This is a genomic window from Stenotrophomonas geniculata ATCC 19374 = JCM 13324 (genome assembly GCF_001431625.1).
Lineage (GTDB): Bacteria > Pseudomonadota > Gammaproteobacteria > Xanthomonadales > Xanthomonadaceae > Stenotrophomonas > Stenotrophomonas geniculata.
The window spans coordinates 26004-52723 of record NZ_LLXT01000108.1 but is presented as its reverse complement, the minus strand read 5'-3'; the positions used below and the strand labels follow the sequence as shown (position 1 = coordinate 52723).

Below are 26720 nucleotides of genomic sequence, written 5' to 3'. Positions count from 1 at the left end.
GGGTTTACGGCGTGTCCTGCCAACCCACACCGCCCCGCCATCCCACGGATTGCCCGCTGTTGCTGTTGCTTTGGCTTTGGCTGTTGCCTCTGCGGGTGCCGGGTGCAACCCGGCCGAACCCCTCCCTCAGGGCCAGGCAGGCGGCGCGGCAACCCACGCCTGCTGCACCTCGGCCAGCGACGCACGCTCGTCCTCCCGCCACTGCGGCAGCAGCTGCCCATAGTTGGCCGTGGTATTCCACTGCGTCGGCTCGGTGCGTACCGCAGCCGCATACCACTGCACCGCTTCCTGTTTCTTCCCCATCCGCCACAGCGCCAGCGCATAGGTCGGCGGTACCCAGCTGGGCTTGCTGCGCGCATTGCCGGCCGAAGCCAGCCACTGTTCCAGCGCTGCCTCCGGCTTGCCCTGGCGCAGCAGGTCCCAGCCGTAGTTCCAGCGCACGCTGCGGCCACTGCTGCTCTGCGCCGGGGCCTCTTTCAGAGCTTCGCCGTACAGCTGCTCGGCCAGTTCACCGCGACCCTGCGCCCCGGCCACCGATGCCAGCTGTACCGTCGCCTCAACCGCGCGGCGGCCGCGTTCACGCAGCTTGACCAGCTGGGCCACCAGGTCATCGCCCTCGCCGTGCACCGCCACCATCGGCGTGGCCGCCGGGTCGTTGTCGAAGTAGAACTCCTGTGGTGCCGGCACGACCGGCGCGGCCCACGCAGTGACCACTCCCGAGGCCAGCAGCACGCTGGCCAGGATCTTTCCTGGAACTGACATCCCTTCTCCCCAGGCCGCAACTGCAGCCTCCCTCTCTCTTCCCGATCCTAACCCCAGCACCGCCACGGGCGCGAGTGCCGGGGCCTGCGCGGCCCCACTGCTACAATTCGCGCCTTTCCCGCCGCGTGCCTGCACGCGGCCGGTGCCAGCCGATCCTACCGGGCCAGCCATGACCAGTACCGCGCAACTCACTTCGCCCTCTTCCGCCGACCTGATCGACCGTGATTACACGCTCGACCACAAGTACACCCGCAACGAGGGGCGGATCTACCTGAGTGGCGTGCAGGCGCTGGTGCGGCTGCCCTTGATGCAGCGCCTGCGCGACGCCGCCGAAGGCATCGACAGTGCCGGCTTCGTCAGCGGCTACCGCGGCAGCCCGCTGGGTGGCTTCGATCTGGAGCTGTGGCGCGCGCGCAAGCATCTTGAGGCCGCCAAGGTGAAGTTCACCCCCGGCCTGAACGAGGACCTGGGCGCCACCATGGTGTGGGGCACGCAGCAGACCAACCTGTTCCCCGGCGCCAACGTGCAGGGCGTGTTCGGCATGTGGTACGGCAAGGGCCCGGGCGTGGACCGCTGCGGCGACGTGTTCAAGCATGCCAATGCTGCGGGTACCTCGCGCTACGGCGGCGTGCTGGCGCTGGCCGCCGATGACCATGCCTGCCGCAGCTCGACCCTGCCGCACGGCAGCGAAGACGAATTCGTCAGCGCGATGATGCCGGTGCTGAACCCGGCCGGCGTGCAGGACATCCTGGACATGGGCCTGCTGGGCTGGGCGATGAGCCGTTACACCGGCCGTTGGGTCGGCTTCAAGACGATCGCCGAGACGGTGGAATCGTCGGCCTCGGTGGAGGTCGATCCGATGGCACGCCGCATCGTGCTGCCGGAAGACTTCGAGATGCCCTCGGGCGGCCTCAACATCCGCTGGCCGGACCCGCCGCTGGACCAGGAAATGCGCCTGCACCGCTACGCGGTGAAGGCCGCGCAGGCCTTCGCCCGCGCCAACGGCATCGACAAGGTGGTGATGGACGCGCCGCGCGCGCGGCTGGGCATCGTCACCACCGGCAAGAGCTACCTGGACGTGCTGCAGGCGCTGGAATACCTGGGCCTGGATGAAGCCGCATGCGCTGACATCGGCATCCGCGTGTACAAGGTCGGCATGACCTGGCCGCTGGAGCCGGAAGGCATCGCCCGCTTCGCGCAGGGCCTGGAAGACATCATCGTGGTGGAGGAGAAGCGTGCCTTCATCGAGCGCCAGATGAAGGAACAGTTCTTCAACTGGCCGGCCAGCTGGGGCCAGCGCCCGTCCATCGTTGGCAAGTACGACGAGAGCGGCGAATGGATCCTGCCGTCCACCGGTGAACTGACGCCGGCCACCATCGCCGGCGTGATCGGCCGCCGCATCCAGAAGTTCTTCAACAACGAATCGATCGAGCAGCGCCTGCAGTGGATGCAGGAGAAGGAAGCCGAGCTTGCGCTGCCGCGCGCCAGCTTCCCGCGCGTACCGCATTACTGCTCGGGCTGCCCGCACAACACCTCCACCCAGGTGCCGGAAGGCTCGCGGGCGCTGGCCGGCATCGGTTGCCATTACATGGTGACCTGGATGGACCGCAGCACCGATACCTTCACCCACATGGGTGGCGAAGGCGTGACCTGGGCCGGGCAGGCGCCGTTCACCGACACCCCTCACGTGTTCCAGAACCTGGGCGACGGTACCTACTTCCACAGCGGTTCGCTGGCGATCCGCCAGGCGGTCGCCGCCGGCGTCAACATCACCTACAAGATCCTCTACAACGATGCGGTGGCGATGACCGGCGGCCAGCCGGTGGACGGCCCGCTGAGCGTGCCGGACATCGCAAAGCAGATGCGCGCCGAAGGCATCCACACCATCGTGGTGCTGTCGGACAACATCGGCAAGTGGACCGGCCAGCGCGAGCACTTCCCCAGCGATGTCGAGTTCCACGACCGCAGCGAACTGGACGAAGTGCAGAAGCGCCTGCGTGAAGTGAAGGGTGTTTCGATCCTGATCTACGAACAGACCTGTGCCACCGAGAAGCGCCGCCGCCGCAAGCGCGGCAAGATGGAAGACCCGCAGAAGCGGGTGATGATCAATTCGCTGGTCTGCGAAGGCTGCGGCGACTGCGGCAAGAAGAGCTTCTGCGTGTCGGTGCTGCCGAAGGAAACCGAGTTCGGGCGCAAGCGCGAGATCGACCCGTCCAACTGCAACAAGGACTATTCCTGCGTGAACGGGTTCTGCCCGAGCTTCGTCACCGTACACGGCGGCCAGCCGCGCAAGGGCAGCAAGCGTGATGCCTCCACGCTGCTGGACAACCTGCCGGCGCCGACCATCCGCAGCACCCTGGAACAGCCCTGGAACATCCTGATCACCGGCGTGGGCGGTACCGGCGTGGTGACTATCGGCGCGCTGCTGGGCATGGCCGGCCACCTGGAAGGCAAGGGCGCGACCGTGCTCGACCAGACCGGCCTGGCGCAGAAGGGTGGCGCGGTGACCACGCACATCCGCATCGCCCGCCGACCGGACGACATCCACGCCGTGCGCATCGCCGCCGGTGAAGCCGACCTGGTGCTGGGCTGCGACATGGTGGTGGTCAACGACTACTGGGCGCTGTCGAAGGTGCGTGCCGGCCGTTCGCAGGTGGTGCTGAACACCTACGAAGCGATGCCCGGCACCTTCACCACCCGCCCGGACATGCAGTTCCCCGCCGCCGACATCGTGGCCGGTGTGCGCGTGGCGCTGGGGGGCGAGGAACCGCTGCTGCTCGATGCCACCCAATTGGCCACCGCGCTGCTGGGCGACGCCATCGCCGCCAATCTGTTCATCCTCGGCTACGCGTGGCAGCAGGGCCTGGTACCGTTGTCGTTCGAGTCGCTGATGCGCGCCATCGAACTCAACGGCGCCGCCGTGGCGATGAACCAGCAGGCCTTCGCCTGGGGTCGCCTGGCCGTGGTCGACCCGCAGGCCGTGCAGCAGGCGGCCGGCCTGGTGCGCAACCGCCACACCGATACCGAATCCACCCCGGGCCCGCTGCACCCGCTGCCGCCGGGCGAGTGGGAAGGCAACGAATGGGGTGCCACCGCCGCACCGCGCAACACCGGCGACGAACGCGAACTGCGTGGCCTGCCCTCGCATGGCGGCGACGTGGCGTTCCTGCCGCTGGACGATGCGCGCCTGTCGCGCTCGCTGGATGAAATGATCGAGCGCCGCGCCGCGTTCCTGGTCGAATATCAGGACGCCGCCTACGCCAACCGCTACCGCAGCCTGGTCGAGCGCGTGCGCGCCGCCGAAGCCGACCGCATCGGTGGTTCCACCGCGCTGACCGAGACCGTGGCCCGCTACCTGTTCAAGCTGATGGCCTACAAGGACGAGTACGAAGTGGCCCGCCTGTACACCAGCGGCGACTTCCAGCGCCGGCTGCAGCAGCAGTTCGAGGGCGACTACCAGCTGCGTTTCCACCTGGCACCGCCGCTGTTCGCCAAGAAGGACGAGCAGGGCCGGTTGCTGAAGAAGGAATACGGCCCGTGGATGTTCAAGGCCTTCAGCCTGCTGGCGAAGCTGAAGTTCCTGCGTGGCGGCCGACTCGACGTGTTCGGCCGCACCGAGGAACGCCGCATGGAGCGCAAACTGATCGGGGATTACGAGGCGACCGTGCAGCTGCTGCTGGATGGCCTCGATGACGACCGCCTGGCGCTGGCGGTGGAGATCGCCAGCGTGCCCGAGCACATCCGCGGCTTCGGCCACGTCAAGGAAGCGCATTTCGCGCAGGCCAAGGCACGGGAAGCGGCGCTGCTGGCGCAGTGGCGCAATCCGAAGGCGCTGCATATCGTGCAGGTGGCTTGACTCGTCGCTGCATCACGGAAAGGCAACCTATTGATTGCATGGCGATATAGCAATCGATAGGTTGCCTCCTCAACGAGAAAGCGATAGGTTGCTTGTCGTAAAGCAACCTATCCTTTGCGTACGCGTTGGCGTACGGTCATTTTTCCTGGGGACTGCCGGTATGGACAGGCCGCTGCACACGGTGAGGACAGCACAACAACTTGCGCCTCTGATGCGCGCTTTCCGGCGCCAGGCGGGCCTGAGCCAGGCTCAGTTGGCGGAGCAACTTGGCATCAGCCGCCAGGCAGTGGGCGCGCTGGAACGCGACCCTGCATCAGCAAGCTTTGAACGCCTGATGCGGATCTGGGCTGTGCTGGGTCTGGAGGTCAGCCTGCAACAACGAAGTCCCCAGGAGAACCTGTCGTCATTGGAGTGGTGAGCCATGGGTACGCTGCGGGTCTGGATGAATGGTGTGGAGGTCGCGCTTTGGGATGAGGTCCGGAATGGGTCATCCCGGTTGTCGTACGTCAGCCAATGGGTCAGCTCGCCCCAGTCCCGACCGTTGTCGCTCTCGCTCCCCCTGCTCCCGGATGGCGAGAGCCATCGGGGCAACGTCGTCAACGACTACTTCGATAACCTTCTCCCCGACAACGTCACAATACGCAACCGGATCCGCGACCGGTTCGCCACGCGCAGCAGCGATACGTTCGATCTTCTTGAAGCCATTGGTCGGGATTGTGTGGGCGCAGTGCAATTGCTGCCGCCTGCGCATCCACCCGGGGACATCCAGCAGATTACGTGCGAAGTCTTGGACGAAGCTGGTGTCGCTACGATCCTGCGTCAGGTGACGACAGGAAACCTGCCTGGCGCACCCACCCGTGATGATGCGTTCCGCATTTCCATCGCAGGTGCGCAGGAAAAGACCGGTCTTCTGCTGCATGCCGGCAAATGGTGCATTCCTACCGGCAGCACACCATCCACGCACATCTTCAAGCTGCCACTGGGCATCGTTGGCAACATGCGGGCAGACATGCATCAGTCCTTGGAGAATGAGTGGCTGTGCATGCATCTGCTTTCTGCCTTCGGAATTCCCGTAGCAGAGACGCAGATGGGACGTTTCGACGATCAACGCGCGCTCATTGTCGAGCGTTTTGACCGTCGATTGTCTGCGGATCGCCGGTGGTGGCTGCGCCTGCCACAGGAAGACATGTGCCAGGTCTTTGGTCTGCCCGCTGCCAGAAAGTATGAATCCGATGGCGGCCCTGGCATCGTCCCGATCATGGATCTGCTTCGACAGTCCGAACACCCCGAGGATCGCGCGATCTTCTTCAAGACGCAGATTCTTTTCTGGATGCTGGCCGCAACCGACGGCCACGCCAAGAATTTCAGTGTTCACCTGGAAGCCGGCGGACGCTTCCGACTGACGCCCGTCTACGACGTGCTGTCGGTGTATCCCATCCTCGGTAGAGGATCCAATCAACTCGACCCACGAAACGCACAGCTCGCCATGGCCGTGCAGGGCAAGAACCGCCACCGGAAACTGCACCTTGTGCGACGCCGGCACTGGAACGAAACCGCGCGCGCCTGCGGTGTTGCCGATGGTGCAGAACCGTGGATCGAAGCACTGATTGCAGCCGTCGAACCCGCCATCGAGCACGTCACCCATCAGCTCCCAAGCAACTTCCCAGCGAGCGTGTCCGAACCGATTTTCAACGGACTACGTGCTGCAGCCGCTCGACTTTCCAGCATGGCCTCCGACGCATGATCACCCCAGCCGCCACAGCAGCAGCCGGTTGTTGGCCGGCATCGCCACGTCGCGCAGGCGGGTGAAGCCATTGTCCGCAGCCAGCGCATGCACGGCTTCCACATCGCGGATGCCGCTGCGCGGATCACGCGCCTTCAGCCAGGCATCGAACTGCGCATTGCTGTCACTGGTGTAGCGGCCACCGTAGTTGAACGGCCCGTAGACCGCCAACAGCGCACCGTGACGCAACAGTGGCGGCAGCGCGCCGAACAGTACCTGCACGTACTCCCAGCCCATGATGTGCAACGTGTTGGCGCTGAATGCGGCATCGAACGAGCTGCCCTCCGGCAGGGTCAGGCCCGCTGCCGGCGGCAGTTCCACCTGCAGCGCCACGGGCGGCAGCAGGTTGAGCAGCGCCGCCTCGGCGCGCCACGCCTCGATGCCAGGCAGATGGTCCGGATGATCGCTGGGCTGCCAGCGCAGCCACGGCCAGCGTTCGGCGAAGAAGGCGGCGTGCTGGCCGGTGCCGCTGCCGATCTCCAGCACCCGGTGCCGGTCGCCCATCCAGGGGTCAAGTGCGGTGGCGATCGGTTCGCGGTTGCGCTCGCAGGCTTCTGAATACGGCTTGCTCGACATCAGGGACGGTGTCCAGGCGGGGTCAGCCCCATTGTGCACGAGGGGGTGTTGCTCGGCAGGGCGGCGCCCTGCACCCGCCGAAGCAACGGCAACAGCAACAGCGGGCTTCCTGTGGGATTGCGGGGTGGGTCCGGTTGCGGGGGACGCCGTAAATCCGTCCATGGAGGCTCGGTCGCCGCATCCATGCGGCTCACGCCCCCGCAACCGGACCCACCCCGCCTTCGCCGGTTTCCTGCGGTCTGTTGGAACGGCTCTTGGGGTCAGATCCGTTTTCCACGGGAAAACGGATCTGACCCCGGATACATTTCGATATCTGACAGATTGTGTCGACCAAGGTCGACACCCACCAACAGCACACGGAATCTGTCGAAGGTGGGGCGGTGTCGGATTGCGGGGTGTCAGCCGCATGGATGCGGCTGCCAAGCCTACACGGACGTACTTGCGGCGTCCCCGCAATCCGACACCGCCCCGCCAACCCACGGAATGCCGCTCTGGCTCTGGCTCTGGCTCTGGCTTTGGCCGTTGCCGTTGCATTGAGCAGGTGCAGGGCTGCAAGCCCTGCCGAAACCCTCCCAACCATGACTGCAGTCACTTGCCCGGACGCGCCGCGCTGGCGAAAGTCGAGGAGTTGACGTGATCGGTCCGGCCCGTTGCCAACCGCACGCAAGCGAGAGAGAGAAACGCTGTGCAACGACGTGAGTTCCTGGCTTTTTCCGGTCTGGGCCTGGCGGGCCTGCTGCTGCCGCATTCCCGCGCCATCGCCGCCGAGCAGCTGCTCGCACCGGTCGATACCGCCCAGCGCCGGCGCCTGGCGGACGTGGCGCTCGCCGCCGCGCGCACCGCCAAGGCCAGCTACTGCGATGTCCGCATCGGCCGCTATCTCAACCAGTCGGTCATCACCCGCGAACACCAGGTCGGCAACGTGACCAACCGCGAATCGTCCGGCGTGGGCGTGCGGGTGATCGTCAACGGCGCCTGGGGCTTCGCTGCAACCCATCAGCAGACCGAGGCCGCCGTGCGCGCTGCGGTCGAGCAGGCGGCGGCCATCGCCCGCGCCAACGCCGGCATCCAGACCCGGCCGGTGCAGCTGGCGCCTACGCCGTCGGTGGGTGAGGTCCGCTGGCAGACGCCGGTCCGCAGGAACGCGATGGCGGTGCCGATCCAGGACAAGGTCGAGCTGCTGCTGGCGCTCAACGCCGCCGCGCTGAATGCGGGCGCCGACTACATCAATTCCACCCTGTTCCTGGTCAACGAACAGAAGTACTTCGCCTCCAGCGACGGTTCTTTCATCGACCAGGACATCCATCGCATCTGGCTGCCATTCACCGCCACTGCCATCGACAAGGCCAGCGGCAGGTTCCGTACCCGCGCCGGCCTCTCCTCGCCGATGGGCATGGGCTACGAGTTCCTGGATGGCGATGCGAGTGGCAAGGTCCAGCTGCCCGGCGGCATCACCGCCTACCGCGATTCCTACGACCCGGTCGAAGACGCCATCGCCGCCGCCCGCCACGCGCGCGAGAAACTGAAGGCGCCGTCGGTGAAGCCCGGCAAGTACGACCTGGTGCTGGACCCGTCCAACCTGTTCCTGACCATCCACGAGAACGTTGGCCACCCGTTGGAGCTGGACCGCGTGCTCGGCTACGAAGCCAACTACGCCGGCACCAGCTTCGCCACGCTGGACAAGCGCGATGCCGGCTTCCGCTGGGGCAGCGACATTGTCACCTTCTTCGCCGACAAGACCCAACCGGGCAGCCTCGGTGCGGTCGGCTACGACGATGAAGGGGTGAAGACCCAGCGCTGGGACCTGGTGCGCGACGGCATCCTGGTCGACTACCAGGCCACCCGCGATGAAGCCCATATCCTCGGCCGCAACGCCTCGCACGGCTGCAGCTACGCCGATTCCTGGTCCAGCGTGCAGTTCCAGCGCATGGCCAATGTCTCGCTGGCGCCCGGCAAGCAGCCGCTCAGCGTCGAAGACATGATCAAGGACGTGGAGAACGGCATCTGGATCCACGGCCGTGGCTCGTATTCGATCGACCAGCAGCGCTACAACGCGCAGTTCGGCGGCCAGCTGTACTACCAGATCAAGGACGGGAAGATCGCCGGCATGGTCGAGGACGCGGCCTACCAGATCCGCACGCCGGAGTTCTGGAACGCCTGCACCGCCATTTGCGATGAGCGCGATTTCCGCCTGGGCGGTTCGTTCTTCGACGGCAAGGGCCAGCCCGGCCAGGTCTCGGCGGTCTCGCACGGGTCGTCCACCACCCGCTTCAACGGCATCAACATCATCAACACCGCGCGCAGTCTCGGCGCTTGAGCCACCCATCCTTCGACATGGAGAGCAGCCTTGCAAAGACGTGACTTCCTGGCCCTGACCGGGCTTACCGCGGGTGGGCTGATCGTGCCCTCCTTCTTCGGCAAGGCGATTGCCGCCGAACAGCTGCAGAGCACGCTGGACCTGGGGCTGAAGAAGCGCCTGGCCGACGCCGCACTGCAGGCCGCACGCAGCACCGGCGCCACCTACTGCGATGTGCGCATCGGCCGCTACCTGCGGCAGTTCGTGATCACCCGCGAGGACAAGGTGCAGAACGTGGTGAACACCGAGTCCACCGGCGTGGGCATCCGCGTGATCGTCAACGGTGCCTGGGGCTTCGCCGCCACCAATGCGCTGGGCACCGCCGAGGTGGCCAGGGCCGCGCAGCAGGCCGCAGCGATCGCCAAGGCCAACGCCGGCGTGCAGACGGCACCGGTGCAGCTGGCCAAGGCGCCGGGCGTCGGTGAGGTGAGCTGGCGCACGCCGATCCGCAAGAATGCGATGGAGGTGCCGATCAAGGAAAAGGTCGATCTGCTGCTGGACGTCAATGCCGCCGCGATGGGCGCCGGTGCCAGCTTCGTCAACTCGATGCTGTTCCTGGTCAACGAGCAGAAGTACTTCGCCTCCACCGATGGTTCCTACATCGACCAGGACGTGCATCGCATCTGGGCGCCGATGACGGTCACCGCGATCGACAAGGCCAGTGGCAAGTTCCGCACCCGCGAGGGCCTGTCCTCGCCGATGGGCCTGGGCTACGAGTACCTGGACGGCGCCGCCAGCGGCAAGGTGCTCACGCCCAACGGCGTGGTGAACTACGGTTCGTCCTACGACATGAAGGAAGACGCCATCGCGGCGGCCAAGCAGGCGCAGGAGAAGCTGAAGGCGCCGTCGGTCAAGCCCGGCAAGTACGACCTGGTACTCGATCCGTCGCATACCTGGCTGACCATCCATGAGTCGATCGGCCATCCGCTGGAGCTGGACCGCGTACTCGGCTACGAGGCCAACTACGCCGGCACCAGCTTCGCCACCCTGGACAAGCGCGAGCAGCGTTTCCAGTACGGCAGCGAGCTGGTCAACATCTTCGCCGACAAGACCCAGCCGGGCAGCCTGGGCGCGGTCGCGTATGACGACGAAGGCGTGAAGTGCAAGCGCTGGGACCTGATCAGCGACGGCAAGCTGGTGGATTACCAGACCATCCGCGACCAGGCCCACATCCTCGGCAAGACCGAGTCCGATGGCTGCTGCTACGCCGATTCGTGGTCCAGCGTGCAGTTCCAGCGCATGGCCAATGTGTCGATGGCACCGGGCAAGAAGCCGCTGAGCGTGCCGGACCTGATCAAGGACGTGGAGAACGGCATCTACATCATCGGTGACGGTTCATTCTCGATCGACCAGCAGCGCTACAACGCGCAGTTCGGCGGCCAGCTGTTCTACGAGATCAAGAACGGCCAGATCACCCGCATGCTGGAAGACGTGGCCTACCAGATCCGCACGCCGGAGTTCTGGAATGCCTGCACCGCCGTGGCCGACGAGCGTGACTACCGCCTGGGCGGTTCGTTCTTCGACGGCAAGGGCCAGCCGGGGCAGGTCTCGGCGGTCTCGCACGGTTCGTCCACCGCGCGCTTCAACGGCATCAACGTCATCAACACCGCACGCAGCCTCGGCTGATCGGTCAGGAGCCCTTACACCATGAGTATCTTCACCGAAGCCCAGGCCAAGGCCATCCTCGACAAGGTCATCGCCCTGTCCAAGGCCGACGAGTGCACCGCCGTGCTGGCCGGCGCGATCAGCGGCAACATCCGTTTCGCGCTGAACAATGTCTCCACCAGCGGCATCGTCGACAACACCGAGCTGGCAGTCACCGTCGCCTTCGGCAAGCGCGTCGGCACGGCCTCGATCAACGAGTTCGACGATGCCGCGCTGGAACGCGTGGTGCGTCGTGCCGAGGATCTGGCCCGGCTGGCGCCGGAGAATCCGGAGTTCATGCCGGCCATCGGCAAGCAGAGCTACCGCGCCAGCCCGACCTTCAGCGAGTCCACTGCAGCGATTGATCCGGCCTTCCGCGCCAAGGTCGCCGCCGATTCGATCGCTCCTTGCCGTGGCCACGGCTTGATCGCCGCCGGCTTCCTCGAAGACGGCCAGGGCTTCCAGGCCACCGCCAACAGCAACGGCAACTTCGCCTACCAGCGCACGACCAACTTCGACTACACCTGCACCGTGCGTACCGAAGATGGCCGTGGTTCGGGCTGGGTTGGCCGCAACCTGAAGGATGCCGCCGACTTCAAGGCCGATCAGGACATCCGCATCGCCATGCGCAAGGCCACCGAATCGGCCGAAGCCAAGGCGCTGGAACCGGGCAAGTACACGGTGATCCTGGAGCCCGCCGCAGCCGCGGGCCTGATCAGCTTCATGATGAACTTCTTCAGCGCACGCTCGGCCGATGAAGGCCGCAGCTTCCTGTCGAAGAAGGGCGGGGGCAACAAGCTGGGCGAGCAGGTCTACGACCCGCGCGTGACCATGATCGCCGACCCGTGGCATCCGGACGCACCGGTGCTGCCGTGGGACGGCGAGGGCATGCCGCGCGAGCGCATGGCCATCATCGAGAACGGCAGGATCGCCAACCTGGACTACTCGCGCTTCTGGGCACAGAAGCAGGGCAAGACCGCCAAGGCCACGCCGGGCAACCTGCTGATGAGCGGTGGCGACAAGAGCACCGCCGAACTGGTGCGCGGCACCCAGAAGGGCATCCTGGTCACCCGTACCTGGTACATCCGCATGGTCGATCCGCAGACCGTGCTGCTGACCGGCCTCACCCGCGACGGCACCTTCTACATCGAGAACGGCCAGATCAAGCACCCGGTGAAGAACTTCCGCTTCAACGAATCGCCGGTGATCATGCTCAACAATATCGAAGAGCTGGGCAAGCCGGTGCGCGTGGCCGGTGATGAATCCAGCTACGTGATGATGATCCCGCCGATGAAGCTGCGCGATTTCACCTTCACCTCGCTGTCCGACGCGGTCTGATGGATCGCCGGGCCTGCCTGCGCTGGTTGGCCGCTGCCGCTTCGGCGGCGGCGCTGCCGGCCTTCGCGCAGGCAGGCCCGCGCAGTTCGCGCTACGACTTCTGGTTCACCCGCCTGCAGTACGACTCCGGCGACTGGGACGTGGACGCGCGCATGCCGTCCAACCTGATCACCTCGCTGATCGACTACACCTCGCTGCGCGTGGACCCGCAGGAACACGTGGTAGCGCTGGCCGACCCGCGCATGCTGGAAGCACCGTTCTGCTACCTGGCCGGGCACACGCTGGTGGAGTTCAACGCCGCCGAGCGGCAGAACTTCGTGCGCTATGTGCGTAATGGCGGCTTCGTCTTCGTCGACGACTGCAACCATGACATCGACGGCCTGTTCGCCACCTCATTCGAGGCGCAGATGGGTCGCCTGTTTGGTCCGAAGGCACTGCAGAAGCTGCCCAACAGCCACGCGCTGTACCGTAGCTTCTTCCGCTTCCCCGATGGCCCGCCCGCCACCAGCTTCGAACTCAACGGCTGGGGCGACGACCTGGTGCACGACTACCTGAAGGGCATCGAGGTCGACGGCCGCCTGGGCCTGCTCTACAGCAACAAGGACTATGGCTGCGAGTGGGACTACGACTGGCGCAACAAGCGCTTCCTGGCCGAGGACAACACCCGCTTCGGCGTCAACATCGTGATGTACGCGTTGAACAATTGATAGGACCTGCACGCCCATGACCACCCCCGACCTCGATTCCCTGCTGCCGCGCCTGGATGAGCTGCGCGCTGCGCTCGCACGCGCCGTGGTGGGCCAGCACACGGTGGTCGAGCAGCTGCTGATCGGCCTGCTGGCCGGTGGCCACTGCCTGCTGGAAGGTGCGCCCGGGCTCGGCAAGACGCTGCTGGTGCGCTCGCTCGGCCAGGCGCTGGAACTGCAGTTCCGGCGCGTGCAGTTCACCCCCGACCTGATGCCCAGCGACATCCTCGGCACCGAGCTGCTGGAGGAAGACCACGGCACTGGTCATCGCCATTTCCGCTTCCAGCAGGGCCCGATCTTCACCCACCTGCTGCTGGCCGACGAGCTCAACCGTACCCCGCCCAAGACCCAGGCCGCGCTGCTGGAGGCGATGCAGGAACGCACGGTCAGCTACGCCGGTACCACCTACGCGCTGCCGGCGCCGTTCTTCGTGCTGGCCACGCAGAATCCGATCGAGCAGGCGGGTACTTACCCGCTGCCGGAAGCACAGCTGGACCGCTTCCTGCTGCATGTGCTGGTGGATTACCCCAGCGAAGAAGAGGAGCGGCAGATCCTGGAACAGACCACCGGCGGTGCCACCGACGCGGTGCCGAAGGTGATGGATGCCGAAGCGGTGATCGCCCTGCAGGCCGCGGTGCGCCAGGTGCATGTCAGCCCCGATGTGCTGGCCTGGATCACCCGCCTGGTACGCGCCAGCCGTCCGGGCGACGGCGCGCCGGCCGCCATCAACCAATGGGTGAAATGGGGCGCCGGCCCGCGTGCCGGGCAGTCGCTGGTGCTGGCCGCCAAGGCCCGTGCGCTACTGCAGGGCCGGTTTGCCGCCACCCGTGAGGATGTGCAGGCGCTGGCCGCACCGGTGATGCGCCATCGCCTGCTGCTGTCGTTCGCCGCCGAGGCCGAGCAGAAGCGTGCCGACGACGTGGTCGCTGCGCTGCTGCAGGCCGTGCCGTTCCCGGGTTGAGCCACGCGTGAACGCAGGTACACCGTTGACCCTGCCACCGGAACTGCGTGCGCGCCTGCGCCTGCTGCGGTTGCGGCCGCGCCTGGCCAGCGGGGCGAGCGGCATCGGCCAGCACGCCAGCCGCAGCCGCGGTGCCGGTCTCGAATTCGCTCAGTACCGAGCCTACGAGCCCGGGGACGAACTGCGCCAGATCGACTGGAAGCTGTACGCGCGCTCGGACCGCTTTTTCGTGCGCGAATCCGAACGCGAAAGCCCGATCACGGTCTGGCTGCTGCTCGATGCCACCGCCTCGGCCGGCCAGGCCGATCGCGCGGCGCCGCAACGCACGCGCCTGGACCACATGTGCGGCGTGGCCGCATGCCTGGTCGAACTGGCCCTGCAACAGGGCGACCGCTTTGGCCTGCTGGCAATCAGTGGCGATGGCCTGCAGCTGGTACCCGCAGCGAACGGCGCGCGCCAGCGCGACCGTGTGCATCTGCAACTGAACGCCCTACAGGCCCGCGGTGGGTGGCCTGCGGCCGAACGCCTGCGCCCGCTGTGGGAACGCGTGCGCCCGGGCGACCTGCTGCTGGCAATCGGTGATGGCTTCGACGACGCCGGCATCGTGTTGCTGGAACAGCTGGCCAGCGCACGCCGCGAAGTGGCACTGCTGCAGATCCTGACCGCCGACGAGCGCGACTTCCCGTTCGACGCCGGCCACCGCTTCCGCGACCCGGAATCCGGCGAGGAACTGTTGGGCGACGGCGCGGCGATCCGCGCCGATTACCTGCAGCGCTTCGCTGACGCACGCAGCGCATTACGTGCGCGCCTGCAGGCCAGCGGCATCGCCAGTGCCACCGGCTGGCTCGACCAACCGTTGGACCAGCCGCTGCAGGCGCTGTTCGGCCGTGGGGGCGCTGCATGACCCTGCTGTTCCCGCTCGGCCTGGCCGCGCTCGCCGCAGGGCTGCTGCCGCTGCTGATCCACCTGGCCCGGCGCCATCCGTACACGCCACTGGATTTCGCTGCACTGCGCTGGCTGCGTGCACAGATCCGGCCGCGCCAGCGCATCCGCTTCGATGACTGGCCGTTGCTTCTGGTGCGGCTGATGTTGCTGGCTGCATTGGCCTTTCTGCTGGCACGACCTGCGTTGACCGGCCCTGCCCCTGTCCCCGCTGCCTGGACGGTAGTGGCACCTGGGATGGACGCCGCCGCACTGCGCGGCACCGCCGAAGAGGGCAACTGGCACTGGCTGGCACCTGGCTTCCCCGCCATCGATCAGGCACCACCGGCATCCAGCGCATCCCTGCCCAGCCTGTTGCGCGAACTGGACGCACAGCTGCCCGCGGGCACCGCGTTGACCGTGCACGTTCCCGATCCCCTGCCCGGCTTGGATGGCGCCCGCCTGCAGCTGTCGCGCGACGTGCAATGGCACACGCAGCCGATGCCGGTCACACCGCCGCAGACTGCAGCGGCATTGCCGCAGCTGCGCGCGCACGGCGAGGCATCCGCCACTGCCCAGCACTGGTTGAACGCACTGCAGCGCGCATGGGGCGTGCAGGCACCGCTCGCTCCGCTGTCGCTGGATGCCCTGCCCGAACGCGGCGAGATCGGCGTGTGGAGCCGCAGCGATGCACTGCCGGCGAACTGGCAGGCGTGGCTGCGCGACGGCGGTCGTGTCATCACCGCCGGCAAGCCCGCTGCCGACGCCCGCATCCTGCTGCGCGACGCGGAGGGCGCACCGCTGCTGTGGCAACAACGCGTCGGCCACGGCTATCTGCTGGCGCTGCCGGGCGACTGGAATACCACGAGCAACGCCGCGCTGCGCGATCCGAAGTTGCCGCGTGCCCTGCTGCTGGCGCTGCAGCCACCCACGGCTCCGCGCCTGGGCGATGCACGTGACCAGGCACCGCAGCGGGCCGCATTGCCTGCTGCAACACCACCGCTGCGTGAGCCGACGCCTTGGCTGTTGCTGGCCATCGTGCTGCTGTTCGCGCTGGAACGCTGGATGGCCAGCAGCGCCCGCCGCAGGGTGGCCGCATGAATACCTGGCAGCACGCCTGGCAACGTGCGCGCCGGCGCCGTGCGCTCATCACCCTGCTGCTGGGCCTGCCATGGGCGCTGGCTGCGGCGGTGCTGGCCCTGCGTCTGGCAGGTTTCGATATCGCCTGCGTCGTCGGTACGATCAGCCTGCTCGCGTGTGCGGGCTTCGCCACTGCGCATGCCCGCCAACTGGACCGGCAGTGGCTGCACCGCCACCTTGATGGCAGCGGTGCCAGCGAGGACAGTGCCGATCTGCTGTTCGCCGATGCCGCCACGCTCAATCCGCTGCAGCAGCGCCAGCGTGCGCATGTGCTGGCCACGCTGGAACGCGCGATGCCGGAGCTGCGTCCACACTGGCCGGTTGGGGCATTGGCGCTGTGCTGGATCGCGGGCCTGGCCATTGTTGTGCTGGCAGTCGGCTGGCCACGTTCGAACCCCGGTTCCGCGCCAGTCCGCACGTCGGCGCCCGGCAGCACGGCCGCCGCAGGCCCGCTACGCCTGCAGTCCACCCGCCTGCGCATCGACGCACCGGTCTATACCGGCCAGGCCACGCTTACCCAGAATGCGCTGGACGCCAAGGTCGCCGCAGATAGCCGGCTGTCCTGGTCGCTACGCTTCGACCGTGCACCGGACAAGGCATGGCTGCAGTTCCACGATGGTCGCAGGTTGCCGCTGAGCGAGCACGAAGGACAGTGGCAGGCGCAGGATGTGGCACGCGCGCCGGTGCTGTACCGCGTGGTGAGCGAACCGGCACTGGCAGAGACCCGCCTGCATCGGCTGGATGTGGTGGCCGACCGTGCACCCAGCGTGCGCGTACTGGAGCCCACGGCCAGCCTGGTGCTGGGCACGCCGGGGCAACGACAGTGGGCACTGCGCTTCGAAGCCAACGACGATTACGGTGTCGCGGCGCAGGCAACGCTGTCGATCACCACCACCCAGGGCAGCGGTGAGAACATCACCTTCGTGAAGCGCAGCGTCACGCTTGCCGGCAGCGGCGAAGCCACCGCGCGGCGTTTCGCCCACACCCTGGATCTGGCGTCGCTGGGCGCGCAGCCCGGCAACGATGTGATCGCCCAGCTGGAGGTGCGCGACAATCATGCACCCACGCCGCAGACCGGGCGCAGCAGCAGCGTGATCCTGCGCCTGCCCAGCGCCGAAGTCGCGCTTGGTGCAGAGCTCGAAGGCCGCATCAAGAAGACCCTGCCTGCGTACTTCCGCAGCCAGCGGCAGATCATCATCGATGCCGAAGCCCTGATCCGGCAGCGACGCAGCCTGGCCGCCGAGGACTTCGTGAAGCGCAGCGATGCGATCGGTGTCGACCAGCGCATCCTGCGCCTGCGCTACGGCCAGTTCCTGGGCGAGGAAAGCGAAGGTGCGCCGAAGCCACCGCCGACCAGTGACCTGCCCACCAGCGATACGCCGGCCGCAGACGACCACGACCACGACCATGACGACGAGCACGATCACGACCATGGCGCCGATGCAGGCGCGCACGACGCGCATGGCCACGACCACGGCGGCAAGCCGGCCAATGCCGATACGCCACCGGTGTTCGGCAGCGCCACCGACGTGCTCTCCGAGTATGGCCACACCCATGACCACGCCGAGGCGGCGACCCTGCTCGATCCGCAGACCCGCGCCACGTTGAAGGCCGCGCTGGACCAGATGTGGTCGGCCGAAGGCGAGCTGCGCCAGGGCCGTCCGGAACAGGCATTGCCCTTCGCGTACAAGGCGCTGGGCTTCATCAAGCAGGTGCAGCAGGCCGAACGCATTTATCTGGCCCGGGTCGGGCCGGAGCTGCCACCGATTGATGAAGGCCGTCGACTCGGCGGTGATCGCGCCGGACTGGCCAGTCGTGAACTGCCGTTGGCCGCGCGCACGCCGCCGGACCCGGCCATTGTTGAAGCCTGGCAACGCCTCGGCGATGACAACGGCGCACCGGATCTCGATGCGCTCGCGACCTGGCAGCAGCGCAACGCCGCCTACCTGCCCGATGCACTGGATCTGGCCGCCGCCATCGAGCAGCTGCGCATCGAGCCCGGTTGCCACGACTGCCGCCTGCGCCTGCGCGCACAGCTGTGGCGGGCACTGCAACGTCCACTGCCGCAGGCGATGCGGCGCAGTGCGGCCGATGCGATGGGCCAACGCTACCTCGATGCGCTGGAGGCGCAGCCATGACCCCCTCCAGCCTGAACCTGTGGATTGCGCTGGCACTTGCTGTGGTCGTGGTCATCGCCAGCGTGCGCCAGTTGCGTGGAAGCACAGCGCACCGAGGTCGCCGCTGGATCGGCATCGCACTGCAGATCGCCGCTGCCATGCTGCTGTATGTCTGCCTGGTACCTCCGACGCATCAGCGATCCGCCGCTGGCCTGGTCGTGCTCGGCGCTGGGGCCGACAAGGCGGGTGCACTGCCAGCCAGCGAAAGCACACTGTTGCTGTTGCCCGAAGCTGCCGATGTGCCCGGCGCACAGCGCGTACCCGACCTGGCCACCGCGCTGCGCCAGCATCCAGCCTCCACGCTGACGCTGGTCGGTGCGGGCCTGGCCGCACGGGACCGCGACGCGCTGCTGCCACCGGATGTACGTTGGCAGGCTGCACCGGAGCCGCGCGGCTGGATCGCGCTGCAACCACCGGCCGATGTGGCCCCCGGTGCACGCTTCGAAGTACTCGCCCAGGCGCGTGGCGCGGCAAAGGCGAAAGCAGAACTGCTCGACCCGGCCGGCAGCGTGGTCGATCGCACGGACGTTGCCGACGACGGCCGCGTGCAGCTGAGCGGCATCGCCCGCGCCGAAGGCCGCAGCGTGTTCCAGCTGCGCCTGCTCGATGCCGACGGCCATGTGGTGGACAGCGTCCCGGTGCCGCAGCAGACCCTGCCGGCCGCACCGCTGCGCCTGCTGGTGCGCGCCAGCGCGCCGGGTCCAGAGCTGAAGTACCTGCGCCGCTGGGCGGCCGATGCCGGCATCCGTGTGCAGGTGCAGGCGGATACCGGGGCCGGACTCAGCATCGGCGATGGCGCGGTGGCGATTGATGCAGCATCGCTCACGCGCAGCGATCTGCTGCTGCTGGACGAACGCAGCCTGGCGGCATTGAGTGCGGGCCAGCTGGCCGCCGTGCGCCAGGCCCTGCGCGATGGATTGGGCGTGCTGGTCCGCAGCGCGGGCGCACCTTCGGCCAGTGCGCGCCAGCGTCTCCGCGATCTGGACCTGCCCGTGCAGGGCGATGGCAGCAGCGGCACCCTCGAACTTCCCGGCGATGGCGAGAGCGCGATCCTCGCCGCACGCCGTGGCCCGCTTGCCGCCGGCACGTTGCCGACCGGCTACGGCGAAGAGGCCGACCGCAGCTCGCACAGTGCCGCGCTGCCTTCGCTGGAAGCACTGGCGTTGCAGCCGCCGGGCAGCAACGCGCTGCTGCACGATCGTACCGGCAATGCCATCGGTGGCTGGCGCGCGGTTGGCAGGGGCCGCATCGGCCTGCTGCCGCTGACCGACAGCTGGCGCTGGGTGCTGGCCGGGCGCGATGACCGCCATGGCGAACTCTGGAGCAGCGTGGTGGCCACGCTGGCGCGCGCACAGAGCAGCGATGATGCGCTGTGGTCACCGCAGCCGATCAGCTGGGCAGGCGAACGGCAGGCGCTGTGTGGCGTGCAAGCGCCGCTGCAGGTCTTCAACAAACGTGGTGACGCTGTACCCCTGATTGTCGATGGCGCGACATCGGCGCTGCGCTGCGCCGGCTGGTGGCCCCGTGAGGCAGGCTGGCAGCGCCTGCCGCATGGCGACAGCGTTGTCTGGCGCTATGTGTTCGACCCGAAGGATGCACCGACGCTGCATCGGCAGGCGATGATCGATGCGACCACGCAGGCGTTGGCTGCCAGCACGCCTGCAGACGCGTCGGTGATGCACCCCGTGCCGGGCTCGCGCTGGCCGTGGTGGCTGGCGTTCGTGCTGTGCGCATCGCTACTGTGGTGGCTGGAGCGACGGCGCTGAGCCTGGGGTCGGATCCCCTTCGTTCGCGAAAGGGCTCTGACCCCACCGATTGGATCGCGAGCCCGCACCCACGCGTGGCGTGGATCTACTGGCCCCATCCCTCATGCGCCCTTCAACGTTTTCCGGCGCGCCGGTACACACCGTTGAAACGCACGTTCATGCCACCGCATTCGCTGTTGTCGGCCACGATCAGCACCTCACCCAGCGAATGCACTCGCACCCTGCAGGTGTCCTCGACGAATTCCACATCAGCACCACGCGGCGTCGCCCGCGCTTCCACCTGGCCCATGTTCGGCCCGTAGGGACGCTGTTCCGGTGTGGGGTTGGCTGAGGGCCAGTAGGCGTCACCCTCCACATGAAGTTGCCCGCCCTGCACGCGGATCTTCAGGCCGTTGTCGCCATCCTTCCACTCGCCCGCCCAATCCTGCAGCCCTGGCACGACCACCGGCAACGCCTGCAGCTTGCTGCGGTCGACCCAACCGGCGCTGCCACCCACCTTGTTCGGGAAGAACGCGCAGCGATAGCGGCCCAGGTCGCGCCCGGTCACCACGGTATCGCCATTGACCACATAGCTGCGCTGGCGGCAGGCCGGTTCGCCTTTCGCCGGGCAGCCATCCATGTCACCCAGCAGATACAGACGGGGTGCATCGACCACCCGCGCCAGGGCGAACCGGCTCTGTTCGGAGGGAAACGCGCCATTGCGGCAGGCGCCATCATCGGCAATGCCATCCGCGAAGGCGGAGACCGGCAGCAATGCGGCCAACAGGCAGATCGAACGCAGGAACATGGCAGCCCTACCGGTGGGGGAGCCAGCAGGATATACCGGTCTACTTCACCGGCGGTGCATCACCGGCATCCTGCTCCTGGGAGAACCGCAGCGCACGCTGCTGCTGCTCGGCACTGAGCTCGGGCGGTGGCCGCGCCACGGCGGCCTGGATCTGCGCAGGTCCGCCGGTGAGTTTGTTGATCCCCTTGGCCGCCGCCATCACCCCCTTGACCACGCCCATCATGATGTAGCCGCCGCCCATGCTGACCTGCTCCGGCGAAGGCGGTTCGCTCCAGTCGCGGCTGAAGCGGTTGTCGCCGAACTTCACCGGATTCTTGAAGCGGTACAGGTCCAGCGGCTCGTCTTCCGGCTTGAGCGCACGCACTTCGCCGAGTGTGGTGACATTGTCCTGCGGCAGGGTGGTGGAGATCGGCGCGGCAGGTGCTGCCGGGGCATCAGCAGGGGGAGCGGGCACAGGATCGGACACCGCTACCGGCGCTGCCTGCTGCGCCTGCGCGACGCCCGCCAGCAACAGGCTGGCCAGCAGTACTCCCTGCGTTCCACGTTGTGCCACAGCCATCCACCCTGTTGGTTGCGTCCAGTGAACAAGGATACGGATGCGGGCTTCAGATTTCGTTGGCATCGGCGGGGGCATTCAGGGTGTGTCACGCATCATCGCTGCGCGGCCTGGGCGCCGAAGTTTGCAACGAACTTCATTCCCCTCGGGAGGCGGGGACGGCATCCTGCGGTTTTCCCGGTAAGCCCCATCCCTGATGACAGCTCCCTCCACACGCCCGCCGCGTCGGCCAGTCGCCTGCTGATGTCGCGCGCGGCAGTACTGGTGGGTCTGGCGGTCGTGTGCCTGGTGGTCACCGCGACCGCCGCCGAATGGACATCGCGTGTCCGCACCGGCCTCGCCTCGCTGCGCCGCAGCAGCACGCTGCGGACGCTGGGCGCGGACGAACACATGGCACTGGCACCGGTGCGCGCGTTGACCGGCTGCGACCACGACGACCAGGTAAAGCGGCTGCATGGCGCCTTCACCGGTGGGGCGTGGCGGAACAGCTTCCCGGTCGGTGACGGCTTCCTGGGTGGCATTCCCGTGCTGGTGCCAAGACAGGCATGGCCCTACCTCTCGGAAGACAATGAAGCTGACGTGGTACTGGGTGATCACGTGGCCATGGTGGTGCGTCTCAATGGCTTCACCATCGCTGCTGCACGGCCGGATGCAGCCACCAGCCGCGTCTGTGGCGAGCGCCTGGAGACACCCGAAGAAATCTCGATGCGACGGGGTCCCGGCCTGCGCCCGTCCCCGCTGCTGATTGCCGCACTGGCGCTGTGGGCCGCCACCGGCGTCCCGGGCCTGCTCGCCATGCCGTTGCTCGCCATCGCCGGTCTTGCGGCCTGGCTGGGCTTCCCTCGCCGCAACGGCCCTGCGACAGCGCAGCGCGTGCTGCGGGTACGCGGGCGCCTGCGCGCGCACCAGCGTACTGCCCAGACATCACGGGTGTGGTTGCTGGGCAATGACCGGCGTGTGCAGCTTCCAGAGAATTGGGAGCACGCTGCGGCATTCTCCCGCGGGCGCTCGATGCTGCTGGATGTGCGCGCCTGTGACGGCGCAGTGCTGGGCGCTGGCACGGCGTGGTGCCTGGCCAGCGACCGACGGCGCTATCCGCCCACGGGAGGGTTCTGGCAACTGGCGTGGCTGGGCCTGCTGTTGTGCGTGCTGGTCTTCGGCGCCGCCTGGATGCCGTGGTCGCAGCGCCTGGAGCCGGGCTGGCCGCTTGCGTCTGGCTGGCAGGCGGTGGCATTGCTGGCGTTGGGCTGGCATGCGGTGCGGTCTGTGGTCTGCATGGTGCAGTTCCTCCGCCGCAGCGAGGCGCTTGACGCGGACATCGCGCAGCGTCCGGACCCGTGGCACTGAACGGTTCACGCCCTTCGCGCGCGATGTCTCACATCCTGAGACGTGGATGTGGTGCCATGTGACCCCTCGCAATCCGTCCCGGCTCCACTTTCCATGGCCTACGAACTCGCCAAGCGCACCGCCGACGCCGAGCAGAAGCTCGCTACCCGCGACGGCCTGCCCGCCCGCGACGGCGCCCTGCTCAGCGCGCGCCTGCAGCGCCGCTACCAGGACCGCATCACCGGCAGCTTCGCCATTCCCGGCCGCGAAGGCCGCTACGCGCCCATTCCCGGGTCGGTGCCGCCGGCGCTGGCCGCCGCGCTGAAGGCGCGTGGCATCGAACAGCTCTACAGCCACCAGGCCGAGGCGTGGGAGGCCAGCCAGCGCGGCGAACACGTGGCCATCGTCACCCCCACCGCCAGCGGCAAGTCGCTGTGCTACACCCTGCCGGTGGTCAGTGCGGCCATGCAGGACAAAGCCAAGGCGCTGTACCTGTTCCCGACCAAGGCACTGGCCCAGGACCAGGTGGCCGAGCTGCTGGAACTCAACCGCGCTGGCGACCTCGGGGTGAAGGCCTTCACCTTCGACGGCGACACCCCCGGCGATGCACGCCAGGCCATCCGCCTGCACGGCGACATCGTGGTCTCCAACCCGGACATGCTGCACCAGGCGATCCTGCCGCATCACACCAAGTGGGCGCAGTTCTTCGAGAACCTGCGCTACATCGTCATCGACGAAGTGCACACCTACCGCGGGGTGTTCGGCAGCCATGTCAGCAATGTACTGCGGCGGCTCAAGCGCATCTGCGCGTTCTATGGCGTGCAACCGCAGTTCATCCTGTGCTCGGCCACCATCGGCAACCCGCAGGCACATGCCGAGGCGCTGATCGAAGCGCCGGTCACCGCCATCACCGAATCCGGTGCGCCCAGCGGGCCGAAGCAGGTGCTGCTGTGGAACCCGCCGGTGATCAATCCGGACCTGGGCCTGCGCGCCTCGGCGCGATCGCAGAGCAACCGCATCGCGCGCATCGCGATCAAGTCCGGGCTGAAGACCCTGGTGTTCGCGCAGACACGCCTGATGGTGGAAGTGCTGACCAAGTACCTGAAGGATATTTTCGACCACGACCCGCGCAAGCCGCCGCGCATCCGCGCCTACCGCGGTGGCTACCTGCCCACCGAGCGGCGTGAGACCGAGCGCGCGATGCGTGCCGGCAACATCGACGGCATCGTCAGCACCTCGGCGCTGGAACTGGGCGTGGATATCGGCAGCCTGGACGTGGTCATCCTCAACGGCTACCCCGGCAGCGTGGCCGCCACCTGGCAGCGCTTCGGCCGCGCCGGTCGCCGCCAGCAGCCCGCGCTGGGGGTGATGGTGGCCAGTTCGCAGCCGCTGGACCAGTACGTGGTGCGACATCCGGACTTCTTCGCCGAAGCCTCGCCCGAGCACGCGCGCATCGCGCCGGACCAGCCGCTGATCCTGTTCGACCACATCCGTTGCGCAGCCTTCGAGCTGCCGTTCCGGGTCGGCGATGGCTTCGGCCCGATCGATCCGGAAGTGTTCCTGGAAGCGCTGGCCGAGACCGAAGTGATCCACCGCGAAGGCGAGCGCTGGGAATGGATCGCCGACAGTTATCCCGCCAATGCGGTCAGCCTGCGCGCGGTGGCCGACGGCAACTTCGTGGTGGTCGACCGCAGCGATGGCCGCCAGCAGATCATCGCCGAAGTCGACTATTCCGCCGCCGCACTCACCCTGTACGAAGGCGCCATCCACATGGTGCAGTCCACTCCGTACCAGGTGGAGACGCTGGACTGGGACGGGCGCAAGGCCTACGTCACCCGCACCCACGTGGACTACTACACCGACAGCATCGACTTCACCAAGCTCAAGGTGCTCGACCGCTTCGATGGCGGCGTGGCCGGCCGTGGTGATTCGCACCACGGCGAAGTGCACGTGGTACGCCGCGTAGCCGGCTACAAGAAGATCCGCTATTACACCCACGAAAACATCGGCTACGGGCCGGTGAACCTGCCCGACCAGGAACTGCACACCACGGCGGTGTGGTGGCAGCTGCCACAGGCGCTGCTGCTGCGCGCGTTCGCCAGCAAGCAGGATGCGCTGGATGGCTTCCTCGGCGCAGCGTATGCGCTGCACATCGTCGCCACCGTGGCGGTGATGGCCGATGCGCGCGACCTGCAGAAGTCGGTCGGCAACGGCGATGGTTCCTGGTTCGCGATCGCCGACCAGAGCGGCCGTGGCCAGCTGCGTGGCAGCGAGGGTGATCCTGGCGTTGTCGAGCTATTGCAGGAGTTCGTGCCCACCGTGTACCTGTACGACAACTTCCCCGGGGGTGTCGGCCTCAGCGAACCGCTGTGGCAGCGCCAGGCCGAACTGGTGCAGCGCGCGCGCGAACTGGTGCAGCGCTGCGACTGCAAGGCCGGCTGCCCGGCCTGTGTCGGCCCCGTCCTGGCCGCGCAGGAAGAGGATGAGACTTCGCCGCGCGCGCTGGCACTGCGCGTGCTCGACCTGTTCGATGCCGATGCCTGCCAGCATGTACCCGACGTGGTGGTGCCCGTGCGCGATCCGATGGAGCTGCTGGCGCCGTGAGCCTGAGCCTGGACAAGCTGCGCCTGCTGCGCAGGCAGGCCGGCGACCCGAAGGCGAGCACACCGGCTGCGGCCGACGTGCCCCCTGCGCCACCGGCACCCGTGGCCGCCAACGATGCGCGGCAACCACCGGCCGAGCGTTCGGTGTTCGCCTGGGTCGAGCAGGAGATCCGCCACAAGCCGACCGGCGCTGCGGCACCTGCCACGGCGCCGTCCGCGCTGCGTCGGCCCGAAGTGGGCAGCCTGCATCGCCTGCTCGGCCTGCGCACGCGCGGCGGCCCCGCACCTGCTCGCGCCAGCGCACAGGACCGTCAGTTGCCAGGTGAGGAGATCGCACCGGGCCTGTTCCTGATCGAATCGCTGCAGCCGCAGGCGATCCCGGCACAGCCGCTGTCGCTGGATTTCGCCCGTCGCGACGGCGAGCACGTGGCCGCGCGCGACCTGCTGTTCTTCGATACCGAGACCACCGGCCTGGCCGGCGGCACCGGCACCCGCGCCTTCATGATCGGCGCTGCGGACTGGCATGTGTGCCCACAGCGTGGCGAAGGCCTGCGCATCCGCCAGCTGCTGATGGCCACGATGGCCGCCGAGGACGCGATGCTGGCCACTTTCGCCGGCTGGCTGCAACCGTCCACCGTGTTCTGCAGCTACAACGGCCGCAGCTATGACGCACCGCTGCTGAAAGCGCGTTACCGGCTGGCCCGGCAACGTTGCCCGATCACCGCACTGGATCACGTCGACCTGCTCTATCCCACGCGCCGCCGCTATCGCGGCACGTGGGAGAACTGCAAGCTGTCCACCATCGAACGCCAGCTGCTGCGCGTGGTGCGCGAGGACGACCTGCCGGGCTCGGAAGCCCCGGGCGCATGGCTGCGTTTCCTGCGTGGCGGCGACGCGGTGAACCTGCGCCGGGTGGCCGACCACAATCACCAGGACGTAGTGACCCTGGCCCTGCTGCTGCAACGGTTGGTACGCGAGGAGCAACGCGAGCGCGAGACGCTGGCACTGGTCGGGCAGTAACGGCGCAGGGCCGCGTTGACATGCCCTGACGGTGACAGCGGTGACACTGCCGCCACCATCCACGCCTGGAGCCCGACGATGCGCCTCAGTCCCCTGGTCCTGCTCGCCATCCTGCCCTTGGCCGCCTGCAGTCACGCTGGCAGCAGCACCTCCCACGATCCCGCGCCGGCGCCCGTGGCCGATGCCGCGCACGAATGCAGGCCGGAGGCGCTGGACGCCTTCACCGGCAAGACCGCCGACGAAGCCACGATCAAGAAGCTGGTGGCTGACAGCGGCGCGCGCGGTGCGCGGGTAGTCAAACCCGGCATGGCGGTGACCATGGACTTCCGCCAGGACCGCGTGACCGTGCAGGTGGACGCGCAGAACAAGATCGAGCGCGCCAGCTGCGGTTGATGTTCCGCT

Annotated in this window: 20 protein-coding genes; 16 read left to right on the top strand and 4 right to left on the bottom strand. The window is 67.6% G+C overall.

Features of this window, described 5'->3' with window-relative positions; all coding sequences use genetic code 11:
* Positions 1-126 precede the first annotated feature (126 nt).
* The gene (locus tag ARC63_RS12065; protein ID WP_057503418.1) at positions 127-762 is read right to left on the bottom strand and encodes a tetratricopeptide repeat protein; all 636 of its coding nucleotides are present in this window, start codon (positions 760-762) and stop codon (positions 127-129) included.
* Positions 763-931: 169 nt separating this feature from the next.
* On the opposite strand from ARC63_RS12065, the gene ARC63_RS12060 reads away from it, so the two are divergent.
* The 3 genes from ARC63_RS12060 (at position 932) to ARC63_RS12050 (ending at position 6362) form a co-directional block, all read left to right on the top strand.
* Entirely contained in the window at positions 932-4618 is a 3687-nt protein-coding gene (locus ARC63_RS12060; RefSeq protein ID WP_057503417.1) for an indolepyruvate ferredoxin oxidoreductase family protein, read from the top strand.
* Positions 4619-4778: 160 nt separating this feature from the next.
* Positions 4779-5036 (top strand): helix-turn-helix transcriptional regulator, encoded by a 258-nt coding sequence (locus tag ARC63_RS12055; RefSeq protein WP_010487243.1) that lies wholly within the window; start codon positions 4779-4781, stop codon positions 5034-5036.
* Positions 5037-5039: 3 nt separating this feature from the next.
* The gene (locus ARC63_RS12050) at positions 5040-6362 is read left to right on the top strand and encodes a type II toxin-antitoxin system HipA family toxin (RefSeq protein WP_057503416.1); all 1323 of its coding nucleotides are present in this window, start codon (positions 5040-5042) and stop codon (positions 6360-6362) included.
* On the opposite strand, the gene ARC63_RS12045 is transcribed toward ARC63_RS12050, so the two are convergent.
* Positions 6363-6977 carry a DUF938 domain-containing protein gene (locus ARC63_RS12045; RefSeq protein ID WP_010487244.1) on the bottom strand — a complete coding sequence of 205 codons (615 nt, stop codon included), beginning with the start codon at positions 6975-6977 and terminating at the stop codon, positions 6363-6365.
* Between the two features lie 685 nt (positions 6978-7662).
* Here ARC63_RS12045 and ARC63_RS12040 point away from each other — a divergent pair.
* From ARC63_RS12040 to ARC63_RS12000, 9 genes are read left to right on the top strand one after another with little or no spacing between them, the layout of a single operon-like run.
* The gene (locus tag ARC63_RS12040) at positions 7663-9294 is read left to right on the top strand and encodes a TldD/PmbA family protein (RefSeq protein ID WP_057503415.1); all 1632 of its coding nucleotides are present in this window, start codon (positions 7663-7665) and stop codon (positions 9292-9294) included.
* A gap of 30 nt (positions 9295-9324) precedes the next feature.
* On the top strand, positions 9325-10959 hold the full coding sequence (locus ARC63_RS12035) for a TldD/PmbA family protein (protein WP_057503414.1): 1635 nt from the start codon (positions 9325-9327) through the stop codon (positions 10957-10959).
* Between the two features lie 21 nt (positions 10960-10980).
* A complete protein-coding gene (locus tag ARC63_RS12030; RefSeq protein WP_053509475.1) occupies positions 10981-12315 on the top strand; it encodes a TldD/PmbA family protein in 1335 nt (444 codons plus the stop codon).
* Positions 12315-13022 (top strand): DUF4159 domain-containing protein, encoded by a 708-nt coding sequence (locus ARC63_RS12025; protein WP_012509667.1) that lies wholly within the window; start codon positions 12315-12317, stop codon positions 13020-13022. The genes ARC63_RS12030 and ARC63_RS12025 overlap by 1 nt, the downstream gene beginning before the upstream one ends.
* Before the next feature lie 16 nt (positions 13023-13038).
* Positions 13039-14022 carry an AAA family ATPase gene (locus ARC63_RS12020; protein WP_057503413.1) on the top strand — a complete coding sequence of 328 codons (984 nt, stop codon included), beginning with the start codon at positions 13039-13041 and terminating at the stop codon, positions 14020-14022.
* Between the two features lie 7 nt (positions 14023-14029).
* Positions 14030-14926, top strand: coding sequence for a DUF58 domain-containing protein (locus tag ARC63_RS12015; protein ID WP_057503412.1), 897 nt, complete (start codon positions 14030-14032; stop codon positions 14924-14926).
* On the top strand, positions 14923-16044 hold the full coding sequence (locus ARC63_RS12010; protein ID WP_057503411.1) for a BatA domain-containing protein: 1122 nt from the start codon (positions 14923-14925) through the stop codon (positions 16042-16044). Before ARC63_RS12015 ends, ARC63_RS12010 begins: the two co-directional genes overlap by 4 nt.
* Complete coding sequence (locus ARC63_RS12005) at positions 16041-18221, top strand: hypothetical protein (protein WP_057503410.1); 2181 nt, start codon at positions 16041-16043, stop codon at positions 18219-18221. The genes ARC63_RS12010 and ARC63_RS12005 overlap by 4 nt, the downstream gene beginning before the upstream one ends.
* A complete protein-coding gene (locus ARC63_RS12000) occupies positions 18218-20026 on the top strand; it encodes a hypothetical protein (protein ID WP_057503409.1) in 1809 nt (602 codons plus the stop codon). Before ARC63_RS12005 ends, ARC63_RS12000 begins: the two co-directional genes overlap by 4 nt.
* Positions 20027-20138: 112 nt before the next feature.
* Here the strand turns inward: ARC63_RS12000 and ARC63_RS11995 are convergent, their stop codons facing one another.
* Together ARC63_RS11995 and ARC63_RS11990 are read right to left on the bottom strand one after the other, a co-directional pair.
* Positions 20139-20813, bottom strand: coding sequence for a hypothetical protein (locus tag ARC63_RS11995; RefSeq protein ID WP_057503408.1), 675 nt, complete (start codon positions 20811-20813; stop codon positions 20139-20141).
* Between the two features lie 40 nt (positions 20814-20853).
* Entirely contained in the window at positions 20854-21372 is a 519-nt protein-coding gene (locus ARC63_RS11990; RefSeq protein ID WP_057503407.1) for a hypothetical protein, read from the bottom strand.
* Positions 21373-21612: 240 nt separating this feature from the next.
* Here ARC63_RS11990 and ARC63_RS11985 point away from each other — a divergent pair, with 240 nt between their 5' ends.
* The 4 genes from ARC63_RS11985 to ARC63_RS11970 all read left to right on the top strand — a co-directional run bounded on the left by ARC63_RS11985 (position 21613) and on the right by ARC63_RS11970 (position 26711).
* Entirely contained in the window at positions 21613-22716 is a 1104-nt protein-coding gene (locus ARC63_RS11985) for a hypothetical protein (RefSeq protein ID WP_057503406.1), read from the top strand.
* Between the two features lie 93 nt (positions 22717-22809).
* On the top strand, positions 22810-25299 hold the full coding sequence (locus ARC63_RS11980; RefSeq protein ID WP_049408927.1) for a DEAD/DEAH box helicase: 2490 nt from the start codon (positions 22810-22812) through the stop codon (positions 25297-25299).
* A complete protein-coding gene (locus tag ARC63_RS11975; protein WP_049408928.1) occupies positions 25296-26318 on the top strand; it encodes a ribonuclease H-like domain-containing protein in 1023 nt (340 codons plus the stop codon). The genes ARC63_RS11980 and ARC63_RS11975 overlap by 4 nt, the downstream gene beginning before the upstream one ends.
* 78 nt (positions 26319-26396) lie before the next feature.
* Positions 26397-26711, top strand: a complete 315-nt coding sequence (locus tag ARC63_RS11970) for an I78 family peptidase inhibitor (protein WP_019336670.1) — start codon at positions 26397-26399, stop codon at positions 26709-26711.
* Positions 26712-26720: the final 9 nt, after the last annotated feature.